Annotated in this window: 8 protein-coding genes and 3 pseudogenes; 1 reads left to right on the forward strand and 10 read right to left on the reverse strand. The window is 45.2% G+C overall.

All coding sequences use genetic code 11. From position 1 onward, the window contains the following. Positions 1-8 precede the first annotated feature (8 nt). Together OVA10_RS24880 and trhI are read right to left on the reverse strand one after the other, a co-directional pair. A protein-coding gene (locus OVA10_RS24880; protein WP_416079273.1) for an IS3 family transposase occupies positions 9-1,183 on the reverse strand; the annotation gives its coding sequence in 2 pieces (ribosomal slippage) (positions 9-925 and positions 925-1,183; 1,176 coding nt in all). Positions 1,184-1,257: 74 nt separating this feature from the next. Continuing rightward, positions 1,258-2,043 (reverse strand): annotated as a pseudogene (gene trhI / locus OVA10_RS24885) (IncHI-type conjugal transfer helicase TrhI); the annotation flags it as partial. 179 nt (positions 2,044-2,222) lie between these two features. Between trhI and OVA10_RS24890 the strand changes: the two are divergent. Next, on the forward strand, positions 2,223-3,095 hold the full coding sequence (locus OVA10_RS24890; protein WP_268197161.1) for a hypothetical protein: 873 nt from the start codon (positions 2,223-2,225) through the stop codon (positions 3,093-3,095). Between the two features lie 28 nt (positions 3,096-3,123). On the opposite strand, the pseudogene trhN (OVA10_RS24895) reads toward OVA10_RS24890, so the two are convergent. The 8 genes and pseudogenes from trhN (OVA10_RS24895) to rsp form a co-directional block, all read right to left on the reverse strand. Then, positions 3,124-4,743 (reverse strand): annotated as a pseudogene (gene trhN, locus OVA10_RS24895) (IncHI-type conjugal transfer protein TrhN); the annotation flags it as partial. Positions 4,744-4,805: 62 nt separating this feature from the next. Beyond that, on the reverse strand, positions 4,806-5,561 hold the full coding sequence (gene istB / locus OVA10_RS24900) for an IS21-like element ISEc10 family helper ATPase IstB (protein ID WP_174340113.1): 756 nt from the start codon (positions 5,559-5,561) through the stop codon (positions 4,806-4,808). Continuing rightward, positions 5,558-7,057 (reverse strand): IS21 family transposase, encoded by a 1,500-nt coding sequence (gene istA / locus OVA10_RS24905; protein ID WP_268195033.1) that lies wholly within the window; start codon positions 7,055-7,057, stop codon positions 5,558-5,560. Before istA ends, istB begins: the two co-directional genes overlap by 4 nt. A gap of 94 nt (positions 7,058-7,151) precedes the next feature. Further along, positions 7,152-8,729, reverse strand: a pseudogene (gene trhN / locus OVA10_RS24910) (IncHI-type conjugal transfer protein TrhN); the annotation flags it as partial. Positions 8,730-8,747: 18 nt separating this feature from the next. Continuing rightward, positions 8,748-9,803 (reverse strand): IncHI-type conjugal transfer protein TrhU, encoded by a 1,056-nt coding sequence (gene trhU, locus OVA10_RS24915; RefSeq protein WP_181566636.1) that lies wholly within the window; start codon positions 9,801-9,803, stop codon positions 8,748-8,750. Positions 9,804-9,947: 144 nt separating this feature from the next. Next, positions 9,948-11,459, reverse strand: a complete 1,512-nt coding sequence (locus OVA10_RS24920) for a TrbC family F-type conjugative pilus assembly protein (RefSeq protein WP_268197162.1) — start codon at positions 11,457-11,459, stop codon at positions 9,948-9,950. Next, positions 11,446-11,958 (reverse strand): IncHI-type conjugal transfer protein TrhF, encoded by a 513-nt coding sequence (gene trhF / locus OVA10_RS24925; protein WP_001286760.1) that lies wholly within the window; start codon positions 11,956-11,958, stop codon positions 11,446-11,448. Before trhF ends, OVA10_RS24920 begins: the two co-directional genes overlap by 14 nt. A 276-nt stretch (positions 11,959-12,234) precedes the next feature. Then, positions 12,235-16,539 (reverse strand): IncHI-type conjugal transfer protein RSP, encoded by a 4,305-nt coding sequence (gene rsp, locus OVA10_RS24930; protein WP_268197163.1) that lies wholly within the window; start codon positions 16,537-16,539, stop codon positions 12,235-12,237. Positions 16,540-16,621 lie beyond the last annotated feature (82 nt).

Consider the following 16,621-nt stretch of genomic DNA (forward strand, 5'->3'; position numbering starts at 1 on the left):
TGTAGTGGTCAACAAAAATTGGCCACGGCTTTAGAGTCTTTCCAGAACAATCGTTCTGATTCATTCGGCGTCAAACCACCGTTATATTGATGAGGTCTGAGCTGGCTGTAATATCCCATGATGTAGTTTGTTATTGCTGCGCTGGCTTCGCTAAAATTAGCGTATCCATTATCCGGCACCCATTCCGTTTTCAGGCTTCTGAAGAACCGTTCCATTGGGCTGTTATCCCAGCAATTTCCCCGGCGACTCAGGCTTTGTTTTATCTGATATCTCCACAGTAACTGTCTGAAATCTCTGCTGGTATAGTGGCTACCTTGATCCGAGTGATACAGCAAATTAGCGGGTTTTCCTCGTGCTTCCCAGGCCATGGATAGCGCTTTCGTTGTCAGTGCAGAGTCCGGGGAAAATGACATCGCCCAGCCAACCGGTTTACGGGAAAACAGATCAAGCACAACGGCTAAATAAGCCCAACGTTTACCCGTCCAGATATAAGTCACATCGCCACACCAGACCTGATTAGGCTCTGTTACTGCAAACTGGCGTTCAAGATAATTGGGGATCTCTACGTGCTCTTTAGACGCCTTCTTATATCGATGGCCAGGCTGCTGACAGCTGATGAGATTAAGTTCTTTCATCAGCTTTGTTGCCCGCCAGCGACTCAGTTTTACGCCTTTGGTTGTGACCATCACGGCAATATTACGTGCACCTGCGGAACCATTACTTTCGCGATAGCTTTCACGAACAAGACTGAGTAATGACACGCGCGTGGCATCAGGCTTCTTTGGTCGCCGCCAGTATTTATAGCTACTGCGATGAACCCCAAACACATTGCACACAACGGCAACGGGAAACCGCGCCCTGAGCTTCTCAACTAATGAGAACTGTTCAGGGAGTCTGACATCAAGAGCGCGGTAGCCTTTTTTAATATATCCCTTTCCATTTCAACTCGTTGAAGTCTTTTCTTCAGCTCGCGTATTTCAATCTGCTCAGGCGTCATTGGTGAAGCTGTGGGGGATTTTCCCGCTCGTTCCTCTTTTAACTGTCGGACCCACTTATCCATCGTGGATTTACCGACATTCATTGCCGTAGCAGCGGCTGCAACCGTGTAGTGCTGATCGAGTACAAGCTGAGCAGCTTCGAGGCGAAACTCGGGGCTAAAATTACGTCTGTTACGTCCGGTCATAATGTCACCTGTTTTTGACTATGAGGCGATGATATCACCTCTATTCAGGTGGCCAAATTCAGTGTGCCACTACATTCACACCTAAAGCATGTGTTTAAGTAAAATATGTTAGGTCTGAAGTGTTTTTCAAACTGTTGAAATATTTTGACTCCTCCTGAGGATCTGAAGGAGTAGATGGCCTGATCATCGTCTCCAACTATGCTCGTATAGACTCCAGCTCTTGTATGCAATGCTATCCATGAGAATTGTATAGAGTCTGTATCCTGAACTTCGTCTACTATCAAATGTGTCAAATCTAACGTGCGCATTTTTCCCGAATGCATTTGACCAACAACAAATTTTGAAAGGGCATTGAGGTCCGCCACATGGTCTTTCTGGCATAACGCCTGATAGGTATTAAACAAATGGATCTGTTGTCTGTTATGTCGAACTGAAATCACATCCGTATCCATTTCTCTGCCGATAGCATCAATAACGAATTCAGCTTCAGCAAACTTCATCGTTACACCGGATTCTTTCAAAGCTCGGTGAATGACAGATCTCTGTGCTGGCCCTATCAGCATCTTTCCCGGCCAGCGAATCATGTCCAGTTGCTTCTTAACGAGTCCGTGAAAAGTATCAACCAGCACCCGGTCAAGATCCATCTTGCTCAATCGCTTTTGTAACTTTGCTGCAAGTGCGTTTGTTGCAGCGCGAGTGAAGGTCACCATCCCGATTCTTGCATATGGATACTTTTTGAGAATCGATATAACCGCTTCTATCATGGTGAACGATTTGCCTGATCCAGGCGCGGCTATCACCATATTGTTTGCGCTAGCATTCTCGATAACAGGTCTTTGCTCTTCTGTTGGCTTACCCATTTCAACCTCATTACTTCGTTTTAATAATTATACATTTTTATAAAAGCGCTTTTCTTGTGTACTACTGGTTCTACTGGAAATCACTTTTTTTCCTTTTTTATGCAATCAGGTTGTTTGTGAAACGCGTGACTATGGAATAATGGTTCCATCTCCAAAAGACATTACAAAAAGGGCTTTAAATGAAACTTTCACGTTTAGTATCTCTGGTCTCTTCTGTCGTCATTGGTGTTTCCCTATCGGGTTGTGCCGGTGACACCGGCACTACGCCAGGCACCGCTCTGAATGCGTACAGTCACGGCCAGTACTGGCATGCTAATGCAAATGATTCTGTCGCCAAGAATGCCTATTCGCTTGCTGGCTTCGACGTTAATTTTAAGGAACAAGAGGTTACTCCTGGAGGGGATGCCGACAACTTTCTTTCTAAGTATCTCATCAATAGTTCGATGGGCTACGTAACAGGCGGTCTAAAAGGTTTTGGGATCATGAGCCTCGGCTCTTTGTACAGTTCTTCTGACGCCGAATACATCCAGGTCAATCAATACCTAGTGTTCGTCCCCAATCCCAAAAAATTGCCTTATAATGATGAAAGTTTGGTACGTGAAGGAGCTAAGTATGTTTTTGAGCATACAAAGGCAACTCAGGCTTCATTTGGCTACAACCCTGAAAAACAGAAAGCAGCTCTGGCCAAATGTAAAATTGATATGGCAGTCGTCAATAAATGGAGTACCTGTGAGCTGCCTTCTAAGCCTGATGCGGATGTTTTCCCAACAGATTCAATGTACAGCTTTCAGGCGATTCGCCCCGCAACAGGAACCGAAATTCCACAGCTAAACCTTCCCGCTGGTGACTACGCTGTAATTCGTTATGTGTTCATCCCATTTAAAGGAAACGAAACAAGCGCGAATTTTTCGGGTATCATTTTCCGTTCTGATAGCCCAAATACAACAACTCCAGGTGGTGTTGCAGCCTCCATTAACGGAAAAGATTATTACCTCTTTACCGGTGAATACGGTAAAAAAGGCTTCCCAGAAAAAACATTGAAAGCCAAGTAATTAAAAAAGGGGCCTAACGGCCCCTTCTTCAATATTTCGGCAACTGCTTGCCTGTAACCGGATCCAGCGTAGTTGAACCAACCTCGCATATGGCCGGTCGTGGTAGATAGCTACAATCTACATTTTCCTCTTTTATAGCCTGAGCATTTTCTTGTCTGGCCTTAATCATATTTTCTTCACCGCCCATTGCTTCCTTGGTTCGTTCTGATGGAAGTTGATAGTTCTCGTTCTGGAATGGTAAGTTATCCACAATTGATTCTTCAGAGAATTTTGAATATTGGTCAGGAACTTCTCCTACCTGAACTGCATCATTAATCCACTCCGTCAGATCTATTTTATCGAAATCCAGTTGCTGTATTTGCTTTATTGATAGCCCTACGCAATTTGAGGCGACAGGGTCTATTCCTAACTGCGGATAAGCTTGTTGCATAATAACGCGTGACAACATGGAATTATAACAGCACATGTCTGTTGCTTTTTTAACGCATTTCTTTGTGAAACCCACATTCAGATATTTGACGCAACGTTCCGTATCTAATGTAAAACAGGATTTTTGATTCTTATGAATAGAAGCTTCCATCTCTTTCTGGTCGCATGCTACCAACATTTCTAAAAGCATTTTAGTGACCTGATAGGCTGTATAAATCCAACCGATCACGTTTAATGCAAGCATAAAGTTTTGAACCGCAGCCGAGAAGACAACCTCTCCTCCGGTAGTAGCAACGTTCTTAAAGACAAAGTCACGAACTGTATCTGGTAGCAATTCGTAGGCTTTCTTCATTGCCATCTGCTTAAGCTGACCTATACCGAAGCTGGACATTGTTTCCTGTGCCAACTGGCCAGCACCTCCTGCCCCTCCAGAAGTTGCGGAAGACCCGACTGCCCTGCTTAGATTACCAGCGACGTTTTCATATACGCTCGTTAAGGAGCTCGTGACGTTGTTCCACATTTGCCCTACTGTTTTACCAGCTGATGCAGTCCACTCTCCGACCGCATTGGACATAGAAGCCCATGTACCTGTATCACCGCCGGTCCATTTAATTAGCTGAGCATTAACTCTGGTCCAGTTAGTGTTTCTAATCATAGATCCGGCAAGCATGATACCTTCAAGTGCTCCTGCGGTTCCCTGCGGTGATTCGCAGCAGTCCGTTTTTGCCAGGCCATTTACAAAGCCTACTGAACGACCACACCATTCAGGTTTTCCTTCAAAGACGGAACAGGAATTGGCATCGTTAGGGTCTTCGCATTTGGCTTCGCCCTGCATGTACTGAACCATGTTTGAATAAGCCGCAACTTTTCCAAAATCGTTGTTCTCTTCCTTTGGCCCAGTTTCACATGTTCCGCCAGAACATGGGATCATGCCAACACAGGCATTTGTAGAAGATTCAACCTCACGAACTACATCCTTACCTCTGTCACAGGTGTATTTCTGCTCATACATGTAGCAGCTGTTAGTGCCCTCGTCGAACCAACCCTCTGCACATGTTTGTTTATCGAGTACACATGCTGCATCATTTTTATAAGTACTACATGCATCAGGCATACTCTTAATTTCTTCATAGTTGTAACAGAGGTCCTTTCCATTAGCGTCTTTCATAATTTTCCCACTAGCGTCATAAGAGCAAATCTTGTCTTTAGCCAATGTATCAGACGTCAACTAGTTTTGCCGACTTGCGCCAACTACTCTGGCCGCATCCATTGAGCGGGGTTTTACGCCACGTTGGTTACTGCCTTCGCTGTCTTTTTCCTGTAACTTTCTCCCTTCAGTTCGAACATATATCCGTGATGGATCAGCCGGTCGGCTGCTGCCACCGCCATCGTTTCATCCACGAAGATGCTGCCCCACGTGCTGAACGGATGATTGCTGGTGATGACCAGACTGCCACGCTCATAACGATGTGCGATCAGCTCGAACAGCACACCCGTTTCCGCGTTGTCGCGTTTGACATACCCGAGGTCGTCTATCACTATCACCCGGTAGCGATCCAGTTTCAGCAGAAGCTCGTTCAGTTTCAGTTGTGTCCGCGCTTTACGCAGCTCCTGCAGCAGCTCTCCGGCACTGTAGAACCGGGCCCGGTAGCCCAGCCCTATAACGCCATCCACGATCGCCGCTGCCAGATGGCTTTTTCCCAGACCACTGGCACCGAACAGCAGGACGTTTTCTCCGGCATCAACCCAGTCTGTCGTTTCGCAGAGCTGCCGGAACTGAGCGTTATTCAGTTCCGGCACCTGGCTGAAGTCATACTCACCCAGCGTTTTCGCCACCGGCAACCGGGCTTCCTTTTTATAGCGGCGTAGCTTTTCGCTCTCGCGCCACAGGAGTTCTTCATTGCACAGCGTCAGCAGATAGCGTGACGGGGTCCAGCCCTCCGCCAGCGCACGTTTCTCCAGCGCATGCCATTCCGCACTGACGCGGGTCAGACGCAGTTTGCGCAGACTACGCTCAAGGAGGTGGATATTGCTCACTGCAGACCTCCTTTTCCGCGCAGCAACTGCTCATAACTGCTCAGGTTGTGCTGAACCACACTGACCGCCGGTAGTTCCTTTTCCTTTATCCCCAGGAACCGCATCAGGCGGTGCAGATCCAGCTCACCCGGAGTATTCAGCATCTGCTCCATCCCCCGCGCCACGATAGAGATATCGTCATAGCCCGCAGCCAGTTTCAGGGCGTGCACCATCAGACGACCTGCTATCTCAGGCTTCAGATGATTACACAGACGACGCCACAGTCTTCGCCATTCATCGTCCGGCAGGATGTCATTTCTCAGCGTAGCATGGCAGAAGGCTCCGGGCTTTTTCGCCAGGCTGTCGATCACATGCCGGAAGTCGATCCGTCTGGCTCGTCTTTTCCCCTTTTCTGGTCTGACGCGAGGGCAGCTCATAACCTCGTTACTACCGATGTAACAACTCAGACGATCATCCCACACCCGAACCCGTAACAGCTGGCCAACAAGCCGGGAAGGCACGCTGTAGACGACAAGTTTGACGTTAATGGTACTGCTACTACTGACCCTTACCGTCAACTCGTCGTAGTCGGCGCTACGACGCAGCGGCAGTGGCTTCAGGTGGAGGCGCTCCTCCTTTACCAGATCCTGATTGTTACGGTTGTGACGCATAACCTGCTGGGTGATGAAGGCCTGGTATTCTTCCACGGTGCTGAAGTCATTACTGCCCCGCAGCATCAGCGCCTGGTGGATGCGTCTTTTCAGATGTCCGTGGGCGCTTTCAACCGAACCATTTTCGTGGCCACGACCGGCATTATTGTGCACGCCCTGCATACCATAGTGCTGGCAGAGGGCAGCATAGCGCTCAGTCAGCTCGCGGCGCCCGTCTTCACCCTGATGTTTCCATGCTGCCCGCAGACTGTCCGTTTTATGCTCTGTTGGTACACCTCCCAGTTGCCCGAGGGCTTCCTGCAGGCCTTCAGCAAGGGCAGAGAAGCTCTCACCACCCAGCACGACCCGCATCCAGCTCCAGTGGCTCCACTCAAGGCGGAAGTGGTACAGCTTATGCGTCAATAACTTGCCATTGATGGTGACAACTATACCTTTGAGCTCGGTAAAGTCCGACAGGCCGCGCAGGCCGGGCTGATGAAGTTGCCGGAACATCACTTCCTGCTCAGCACCATACTGCAGCTTCCACTCGCGGACCCGCCGCTGCATTGTCCTGCGGAGGCTGTTGGGGTACTGACCGGGATATTTATCCTGCAGCATTTCAAGCAGGGTCGTGGGCATCAGGGCGGGCCTTTCCTTCAACAGGGGAACAAGCTCGTTGTCCCAGACGGCCTCAAGCGGATCTTTACGTGTGCGCCAGTGACGATTACCGGTTTTAGACCACTGATCTTTTTCGATCCTGCGACCTGAGCGAACAGAGATACCGGCCTTCATGGCCGAGATATGCTGGGTTACACCTTTTTTACGTTGAGTCATGTAATAACTGACCTGATGAGTATTGAGCGTCACGCCATTTCCTGTGGGATCGTGTACATGATGCTCAGATTACAAAATCGGCCAGAATAATCAGCGCCAACCGGACTGAGTTATTGTCGTCTCATACCAATGGATCACAAAAATAGCCTTCAAGGTTAGTCTTCCAGGTAAGAAAGCCTTTATCACCTTCATACAGCGGCTTTGCCATTGAAAGCACGCTTTCTGGAAGCCGCTTTGTGCCAACATCCATATCTTTAAACTGGTCGAAACGGCAGAAAGTATTTGGTGTTTGGACAGCATCGTAACAACCAGCTGGTTCCTGGACGTGCTTATCTTCGAGCTTCATATTTTCAAACGTCAGCTCAACCTCAAAGTACCCTTCACCTTTCCCACCAACCCATACTCTGGATGCCATTGTCACTTCTCGATCAGGCTCCTCATACACCGATTTTCTGACCTTATCAGTCACATCGTAAACCTTGTCGAGTTTCCACGATTTTTTTAACTCCCAAGATCCCTTTGGAGCCGGATAGTCACTTTCTCGATATTCACCATCTATGTGAGCAAAAATCTGCGTGCCATCAAGTGTTACCCTCATGTGGTCATCCCACTCCGCATTAACAATTTTTGCTGAGGCCAATTTAGCATCCGGATGGAATTTCAACGTCAGTTCGTTATCAAATACCCCGTCCTTCCAGTAGTTGTCGTCTCGGCGACCAAACCATATACGCACACAATTATCGCCGCACATCGACATGTCTCCGTTACCTCCTGAAATGTATACAGGTACAGAGAAGTCTCGGGTTATCGTGCAGCTGTTGAAGTTATCTTGCTTAGGCGAGTTACAATAGAACTCTTTGTAATCAGGATAGTGTGTGGTTACTGTTTTTTTGGTGGTCTCAACATTACAGTTCTGAAGCCAGTTTCCAGTACCAGCAACAGCATTTGTGATCTCATTTCTACCCGCGTTAAACATGGGGTCGTTAGGCTTTATAGACGATGCCGGGTTGTCCTTATTAGCATTTACGAGGGTGCGATAGGCTACGCCATCATAACTCTGAGCATCGAAAAGCTGGCTTTTACGATTCTTTATATCGTTAACAAAGCCATCCTCATCCCCATAACGATTAGCGGAATTGAACTTAATATCGCTATGGTTTTGCTCTGAGCTGAAAATTTCTCCGGTGTTTGTTTTGGTTCCAGGAGTAGTATTGGGGTTATTGCTTATACCAATGTTGCCATTAGCATCCCGAGAGAGTAATTTTTCCCCCTCCTTGCTATAGCTTGAGTTGATTGTCCCCCCAGACATACTTGGCAGTTGTACAGCGCCCCCAATAGACTTTCCATCGGATGCTGCGTTTTTCATGACACTGTCATTTGAGTTCCCTGCCCCATACTTCCCGAGATTAAGATTAGCGGATTCGGCTTTACCCACGTATTTCTCGGTGATCTTCCCACTGACATTCTCGCCTGAATCCGCGTTCTTGTATTTCTCCACAATGTCCTGAGCACTGGTTGTCGCATTGCGATTTGCGTTAGGATTTGCAAGGTTAAAGTTATTTTCGAGCTGGTCAAATATAGCGTCAGCAGCGTAAATACGTGGAGTCATTACCATGTTTATGAGTGAGACATAAAAAGCCCAACTCATAGTATTGGCAATCATTGATGCAATAATTGTCGAGGTGATTGTTTTTCTAAGTTTCATCTATTTTCTCCCTAGAAATCAAGCACCTGGAATGTACCTAACACAACAGTCATTGTAACGCCACAGCATATAGACATAATTATCATTGCCTATTTTTTTGCGCCCACCTTTAAGGGTTGACCAGTCATGTACCGAATCACCAAGACGATGACAGCAATCCGGTCCCTTCGCCTCAGGAGTAGGGAAAAGCATTGAAAGCCGATACTGGGAACGTGGTGTAAAGTATTCCCACGTTTTCTCACACATTGCATCTGCTCCCATCGTTCGCATCAGCATGCCCTGGCGATGTAGTTTCGTCAGAAGACGCTGGGTTATTAATGAACTCGTCCTTACAGCGTCATCATTTGCGTAAATATGGCCGGTGAGAGGATAAAGGTTGCCATCGCATCCGGCACAAAAATATGCAGCGAGATTATCCTTTCCGGCTGTGACTGCAACACAGTCAGCAGCGCACACCATGGAGGCAATAGGGTTTGCAAAAACAACTGCTTCGGGATTTAGTACGAGTGTTAGCAAATCACTTTCCCACATAGGATCAACTTCGCTTATATAAGTCAGGCTGGCATCGATGTAGGGTTCAGCTGTGCACTCGCCAATAATCAGTAATTTGAGCATTGTCATGATGGGAAATTCCCAAAGATGAACATCGTAAAATCCGGCTTCAGTTGCTGTCATTGGCTGATTAGTGTTGCTTTTACCAATATCAAACTGAGACTTTTGGAGCATCGTGCCTTCAAGAAAGGGGCTGCACCAGGGGCTCTTTACGACCTCTACAATCTTTACAGGCTGGAAGAAGCTCAATTGCCAACCTATTTCAGGTACGCCGTTCTGGTCTGTGCAGTAGCAACCCGGACGTGAAGGAGCAGCGCCTTCTGGAGCCGCCCCAATTCCCATTATCCTCATGGGAAATATACAGCTCCAACAGATATTCTTAATCAAGCCCTGCCACACTCCAGCTGACTGGCACATAGCCCCCGGGACTCCTGCATCTGCTGCCAAAGCCATACCAGGTATAGAAAGCGAAAGCATAACCGCTACAATGAACTCTAAAAGTAACTTTTTGAAATTTTTCACCATCATGCTCACTTTGATGTAATAAATGTTGCAACACTTTCGATATATTCGACTGCTTTGGAAAAATAACTTCTCATCTGGTCCGGATAATTTAGCGTCAGCCATGTAGCAAAGAGAGCACCTATAATAAATCCGAGTTTCATCTTAATTTTCCTCTGAACGATTTGGGGCTCCGATTCCACGGACTTCTGCCTCGCTAAACAGCGTGATCCTAAACTTATCTTGGTCAGTAGTTATAAGAGCAGGTGTATTTTTGATCTGAAAGCGTGAGATAATCTGTTCGTTTACTTTAAACACCTTACCGTTAAATTTTTCGCGTAGATCATTTAGGTGATCCCATCCATTATCTTTTTGGATTCGGGTAAACATAGGCATTACTTTTCCACTACCCAGACGTTGTCGATACTGCTGCTCAGCCCATACCAGCTGGCCCGGATTGAGTGGATCGAAAATTATCATCGTCAGGTTTTGAGGAAATCTCGAAAGTGGATTAATCAACTCACCGGCGGAAGCTATTACACGGCCCTGCTTATCTTTTACGTCCTGAGTGACCCTCACAGTAGGGTCAATTAAAAATTCTTTGTGTTCCTGAGCAGGAGGGAGATCGACCATCCATTGATTTTTCCATGTGTCTGCAACGGCCCTTTTTTTTGCACCTTCCCAGTCATATTTTTGTGCGCGTTCTTCCAGTTCTTTAATGATGCTCTTTTCTTCAACGGGATAAGTGGTACCTGCAACCGGAAAAATGTCCTGATCGGGTTTTTTAGCAAGTTCTCGCTGAAAAAAATCAACGTTGAAGGAACCTACCATTTTTGCAAAACGAGTTTGCTCCCGAGAAATAATTGTCGGTACTTGAGTTACTTGATACTGACTGAAGCTATCAGGATCAATTGTAATCAAAGGAGATTCGAATTTTCCTTTGACAATCATTTGATTTATTGCTGCCTGTGTCTCTGGTAGCCGAGTAGTTCCTTTCTTTAGACCATTGAAAACTACACGAGCTTTATGCTCTGAGGCCGTACGTAGAAGGTCTTCCAGTACATAATCCGGCAAGCTAAATGAAGCAAAGATCGTTATACCATTTTCAGTTGATAGTGCTTCTTCACGTGTGCTATCCATTTTTCTTTCGAAGTCAGCAGCTGTGATGCCCGAGGAACCAAACAACTTTTCGATATTTTTAGATTGTCCTCGCATGACTTCCGGCTTATTTTCCACAGCTTTCAGAGCCGCTTCATTAAGGCTGGCGTTTTCCTGAATTTCATCACGTCTTCTAATTATATCGTTGACAGCTTCAGAGTTATTACTTTGGGCCCTGATAGCCTGGGTATGGTCTATAACTGCTTGAACACTATCCGCATTCATACCGGGGACGTAACCACGGTTTATTTGCTTGCTCAGGTCCTGGTTTTTTTTGAGTGCTTCAGCTTGCGCTATGTACTTCTGCACATCTGGTGATTTTAGCGTAGCATCAAGGCTAAGATCCCCATCTGGCTGCTGTGCACCTTTAGCCTGTGCCCCAAGCCCTTTTGCTTGCTGAGCGATTAGGTCAGCATCATGTTGATACTTAGTGCTTGCATTTGTATTACTTAAAACTGCACATAACGCAAGTCCAGGAAGTATTGGTAAATATTTTTTATTTACATTAAAAGATCGCATATGTTTTCCCAATTACTGAATTCAGCTTTACTGTTCCCCAAAAACGGGAATCCCATGAGTGATCGGTTTGCCCAATTAGGAAAACTTCGCCTTCAGGAATTATCAATTCTTTTTCAATCAAAATGGACGGAATATTGTATTTCTTTGAAATACGACGTGCATTAGCTTCAAAAAATTTGTCCCCGTTATAAACCCCATCCATTGTTACTTTAAGTTTGTCACCGCCCACACCGGCAACAATTTTTATGACTCGTTCATTTTCTGGGATAAAACGTACCGATTTCGGCATGTTAAATGCTATGAGTTCACCAGTTTTAATACTTTTATCTGAATGATCAATCATATAAAAATCAGCAGGCAGGCACCCATTCAATAAACCGTATCCAAATGTATAACGGGTGAAAAAGACACACATAACGAGAATCAGCAATAAAATATTAAGGGGGACATACCAATCCAGTATAAGCAGCCCTCTCTTTTTAGGTATGTAGTCGCTCATATTTTTCTCACTGGCACTGAAGAATATTTTTACTAAGTAGATGCACCTCTATCCAAGTAACTATTATCCATGTTTTTCAACGCTCGGAAGTCTGCAAACTAACCTAATATTCACCTATAAGAATGTTAATTTCTCAGCATGTATACGCAGCTTTGTTAGCGGCCATGAAAGATGCCTTTGTAGCAAAGTTACTTTCCGGCATTAATTTTTCAAAGGTCCAATTATTGGGTATAAAAAAGCCGGGACAAAATGTCCCGGCTTTATATTTAAAATTAATTACTCACTGCTTGGTATTGATACAGTGTTTTCAGACTTACTTGCCTCTTCAGCCGGTCCGAAAACTGTCACGTGCTGCGTTGCAAAGTCTCCACTATCATCATAAGCAATTACTTTTATGTCCTGCTTACCACGGTTAAGGTTTTTAGAAAGTGTAGCCGTACTACCGAAAACGTTCCTTAATTCGCCGTTGATGAACCATTCATATCTAACCATTTTTCCATCAGTATCATCACATTTATTGGTAAAGCTCCAGCTTAGGTTGGTTTCCGTGTAGCTCAATGTACAATTAGGCACTGCGTTTTTAACGACATCAAACTCAACAGATGCTGAACCTCTCTGTCCAAGTTTACTAACAACATCAATTGTGATCTCGTATTTCTTTTCTTTTAAACCCGAAATCAGTTGAGCCCAATAATTTTTGCCGCTGGGTATTACCTCACCGTTCACCTTGTATGTGACCGTATCTATCGAGTCAGCCGAATGAGATAGCTTGATGTTTGACCTTAAGGTTACATCAAGTGGAGCTCTCATATATTTGTTAGAGAACTTGGGTGTCATCTCAACGTTCATTGGCGTTTGTTCATCGACAACAAAGGTATTTTCGATACGCTGTTCATTGTTGCGGTTATCTTTGAAAACAACCATCAATGTATATTTGCCAGGATTTTCAATTGTAAATTCTTTGGTGTCACCTTCATCTTTAGTGATTACCAGATTCTCTTTGTCGTAAATCCATTCTCGGGAATAAGTAACACCCGGATAGTCTCCATCCTTAATACCGCTCAACGCAACGCGTAAGGTGGTCGGTGCCATGTCGTATTTAAGTTTGGAGCTTATTTTCATTTCGGGGAATTTATAAACCCACGATTTGACAGAAACTCTACGGGTAGAAACCGTATTATCCTTATTGTCCGCTAACCAGGCACTGTATTCAAAAGCAGCATATCCCTGTTTATCCAACATTTGCTCAGTAAGGGTAACAGACAGTGAAGAGCCCTTAAATGTCTGACCATCCGGTGTTTTCCATTCTTCGACTACGTTATTACCATTCTGGTACTTACTGTTAGGGTTCGTGAACTTACCTTCCAAAGTAACTTTTTGACCAACCTCTACCTTAGAAACCCCCGTAACCGAGACAGAAAGGCGCTTGGGTTTTGCGGCTGCCAACCGAGCAGATGTTTCCTTCCATGAAGATTCCTCTGCCAGTTCATCGGAATCAAGGTAACGCATCCGGGCATAAATCGTAGACGGTAGGGTATCAGCAGAAGCCACAGTGTAAGTTGTATCTCCCTGTACCCAGTTGACTTTATCCTCTGACCAGAGAACCTCAGCGGTGCCTGCTGGTATAGGCTCATCATTATCAAGCAGGGTTACAGGTACATCTGAGCCCTGAAGAATGTCTGTCACATCTATACTGAGCTTAGGCTGCTTGTAGGTAACTACCGTTAAGGCATCAGTGTAGGAAACCTTGGATGTGAATTTATTGGTCATTTTTGCCCTATAAAGCCACTTTCCTACTTCTGTCTTTTTGATACTTACACTTCTCTTTCCGGTCATGTCGGAAAGCATGGTCCAGGTTTGACCATTATCAGAGGACTGCTGCCATTCGGTGGGGGCGAGTGCATCAGAGTTAGCAGTACTGGCAGATTTGAAGCTTACCAGAGTACTAAGTGGGATCCTTCCGATTATAAGGCTTTTCGACAGGTTACCCTCCAGTTCCTCACCTTTATAGATTCGGATGCCTACAGCACTGGTCTCACGTTTCATTTCAAAATCAGAGAATGGCGATCTTACCTTAGCCACACCAACCAGACGCATGTTACCGAGATCCATATTTTCAATTTTAATCTTGGTTTCGACAATGCCTGCATCATTGACCGGCAATGCTTCAGTCAGCGCAGTTCTTTCATATGTAGTTTTATAACGGCCTGTTTCTGGATCTTTGCCGTACACACTTTTTTGAGAGTATATCGTGACGTCCCATTCTCCCATTGTTTTACGGTCAAATGCACTCTTACGTGTAGAGTTGTTATACCGCCCCACTGTTACCTTTAAGGGCACTTCAAGAGATGTTGCTGTTTTTTTGTCATCCACTTCCATAGACGCTCGAATATTGAAATCAGGCACCGTATAGACGTTGAGTGTATCTGTAGTTCTTAATTCAGGATCCTTTGAATACTCTACCGCTATGTCAAAGACGTTCTTTGTCCACAATGGTGCAGCAGCGACCTTAACCCTCTGTACAAAGGTCGTAGCATCGTTGTTTGAGGAACGATTTTTATATGACGTTTTAACAGCCTCAGAGCCGTTTTGAGAGACGATCATCGTAACGTCAGCCGGTACCACCTTCGCTAATATTCGAGCGGCCTCACCCCCAGTCGTATAAGCCAGAGCAGTGTTCTGATTGATGCCAGCTATGACTTTATTCTTTTTGTAAGTGATGATCGGGTTGTATGGTAATTGTGTGGTCAGAGTACGGCGATTCCTGGCGGAAACCGCTTTAGAGCCCTTCCCGTTAATCATATAGACCTGATAGTCGAGAAGATTCTCTCCTGTTTTATTAAAGAATCCAGTTAGCCCCGGGGTTCGCCCTTTAAAATAGAACTCCAATCCATCAGGGACATTGTTCCATTGAGGGTAGCATGCTGTAACATCTGATTTTTCTCCATACCATGCGAGGTAAGCATTCGCATTTTCCTCTGTGGTAAACAGAGTGCATTTATCACCAGCTGTTTGACTAAGCAGGTCCGTATACTGACGTACACGCGAGTAAAGAGTTACGTTTTTTTCCAGATTCTTAAGAGTGAATCCAGTAGGTTGATAAGTGAACACGGTACTGAAATTTACGTTTTTTCCATAAAGGTTTTCAGCCACCACAGTAATCTCGTGATCAGAGTTAACTGCTAAATCGTCTCCCACCGGCAGGTAGTAAATACCTTTGTAATTTGTAGGCGTTAACGAAACTACTTTGTTGTCTATTGTTACTGTTTTTATGTCAGCAACCCCAGCCTGCCCCTGGAAAGCTGCAACGATAATCTCGTTCAGGAAGTAAACGGGTGCTCGTTTAGTTAATACCTGCCCATCTTTGAGAACCATGAGCGTTGGGTTATCAGACAGCATCAGTTTGCTTTCAGGCTCAGTGTACGTAGAAGAGTTTTTGCTCGTATTTTCTACTGTAAAAGTCGCTGCGTAGGAACCGTTTATAAGATCCGTTAAGTCGAAGATATAGAGGTACTCATCACCGACTTTTTGAGGTCCACTTACCGGTTGTAAAGTTCTACGTAAAGGGGTTGCCCAGGACTGTTTGAAATCAATCTCAGTGCCATCATCTAAAGTAACTTTAGTAGTCGGTTTAAACACTCCATCCGGAGTCATAGTGAGCGACATAGCTGTTGGGAGCCACCATTCACCTTCTGTTTCTTGCTGGGGTACCTTAACGGCCACAGCAACGGTTTTGGCTCCGGTATATATGTCCTGCCCCCCTACTTTGATAGTTTTGGCCTCATCGGTAAAATTCCAAAGTGTATGGTCTACTACAGGAGGGCGATAATCCCAGTTAACAACGAGCTTTTTAGATTCAGGAGGTGCGAAATAATTATTCTTAGAGTTTGCTGTAATTGTGATATCACGTGAACCCAACAGTTCATCTGTATCACTGGCCTTAATGCTTCCAACTTCAATGGTACAGGAAGTTCCGCCAATAGGTACTTCACAGGCGGAGCCTGAACCTATTGAGATGTATTGAATATAATTGCGGGGCTCGACAGAAACAGCGATATCTTTGATCGCTTCATCCTTTAAATACGATTTGAAAGAAAAGCCGTCATAGACTAATCCATTCAGGGATGATTTAAGCCCAGTGATAGTTGGTTTTACCGGTGCCACACTTTTGACAGAATATTCACCTTTTACTATTTCAACTTTTTTCCGTTCAGAACCAGAAAAGTAAGAAATCTTATAAGGTAGTTTTAAATCACCTGTGGTGTTTGGAACGCCTGAAAGAGTGAAGCCGTTAGAAGTAAATCCCAAGGTATTGGGTAACCACTCAAAAAAACAAACAAGGTTATCAACAGAAGAAGTCGCTCGATCATCAACCGTTACATTACAGGCTGTGCCTGCACCTGAGGCAGTGATAGTGTTAGAGTTAACGTATGCAACAAAGTCGCCCGGCCCCGGGTCAAAGGATACAGCTGGCAAATCAGCCTGTAGCTTTCCTGAAATCATAATCGCTTCGGCATAGACCGCTTTAATCGGAGCAATTAAAGAAAACAACAGGGTTAAACCTAAACCTGATTTTCTCATGACGAATACCTGTTTTTCTGAGCAAAATTAAACTCACTTTACGATGAAAAACAGAAATATCCGTTCGTATAACATTTAAAAA

The sequence above is a fragment of the Lelliottia sp. SL45 genome, from assembly GCF_026672535.1.
Lineage (GTDB): Bacteria > Pseudomonadota > Gammaproteobacteria > Enterobacterales > Enterobacteriaceae > Enterobacter > Enterobacter nimipressuralis.